This window comes from Streptomyces phyllanthi, from assembly GCF_009377205.1.
GTDB classification, from domain to species: Bacteria; Actinomycetota; Actinomycetes; order Streptomycetales; family Streptomycetaceae; genus Streptomyces; species Streptomyces phyllanthi.
Genome location: NZ_VJZE01000913.1, coordinates 1 through 1,299, shown reverse-complemented (window position 1 = coordinate 1,299; position 1,299 = coordinate 1). Strand labels below are relative to the sequence as shown.

The following is a 1,299-nucleotide window of genomic DNA, read 5'->3' as shown; positions in this document are numbered from 1 at the left end:
GGCCTGGACGGCGTGGGCGGGGAAGGCCCAGCGGCCTGCCGCGTCTGCGATGGCGGGGCCGCGGCGGGCGGCGAGGGTGACCGCGTCGGTGAAGTACCGCTCGACGTACTCCTGTACCAGCTCGGCCTGTTCGGGCTGCCAGAAGCCGCGGGCGGTCGCGGTGAAGAGGTAGTTGGACAGGTCGGTGGAGTCGTCGTGGGAGAACATCGCGTCCCATGCTGTGCGCTTGCTGTCGGGGTCGGGCAGCGCGGCGCGGCAGCGGGCGGCGCCTTCCTGGCCGGTGGCGCTGGGGTCGCTCTCGAGCTCGGCGGCGATGGCGGTCTCGTCGGTGGCGCCGAGGACGGCGAGGCGGCCGAGAACGCGCCAGCGCAGTTCGGGGTCGAGTTCGGGGCCGCCGGGCACGGTGCCGTCGGCGAGCCATTCGGCGATCGTGTCGGGGTGGGCTGCGACGTCGATGAAGTGGCGTACGGCGGTGAGGCGCAGTCCGGGGTGGGAGCCGTCCTCGGTGCGGCGGATGAGGTCGCGGCACACGGTGGTGAGGGTGGACAGGGCGGCGGGCCGGTCCTCGTCGGTCAGGAAGCGGTTGGCGATCTGGGTGGAGGCGAACGACAGGACGCCTTGGACCAGTGCCAGGTCGCTCTCGTGCGGCAGGTGGGCGCGGGCCGCGTCGAGGTAGGCGGTGGCGGGCAGTTCGCCGTCGCGGACGGCGTCCCGCAGGGCGTTCCAGATGGTGGCGCGGGTCAGTGGGTCGGGCAGGCCTGACAGGTTGTCGCGGATGGTGGTGAAGGAGTCGGGGTCGAAGCGGATCTTGGCGTAGGTGAGGTCGCCGTCGTTGAGGAGGAGCAGTGCGGGCCGCTTGCCGACGGGTGTGGCTGTGTTCTGGGGGATGTCGAGTTCGGGGCGGTCGCGCAGGACGAGGTGGCCGTCGTCGCCGGGGTCCGGGTCGTAGAGGCCGACGGCGATGCGGTGCGGGCGGCTGCCCGCGTGGTCGACGGTGAGTGTGTAGGTGCCGTCGTCGGCCCTGGTGACCTTCGGGGTGAGGGTGTCGACGCCGGTGGTGCGCAGCCAGGATTCGGCCCAGGCGTGGACGTCGCGTTCGGTGGCGCTCGCGAGGGAGTCGATGAAGTCGGCGAGGGTGGCGTTGCCGAATTTGTGCCGGGCGAAGTGGGTGTTGATGCCGGCGAGGAAGTCCTTCTCGCCGAGCCAGGTCACGAGCTGCCGTAGTGCGGAGGCGCCCTTGGCGTAGGAGATGCCGTCGAAGTTGAGGAGGACGTCGTCAAGGTCGTTGATCTCGGCCAT

The 1,299-nt window shown here is 71.4% G+C and carries 1 protein-coding gene; it reads right to left on the bottom strand.

What is annotated here, in order from left to right; genetic code table 11:
* Positions 1–1,299, bottom strand: a 1,299-nt coding sequence (locus FNH04_RS46080; protein ID WP_194237066.1) for an ERAP1-like C-terminal domain-containing protein, incomplete at both ends; no start/stop codon positions are given.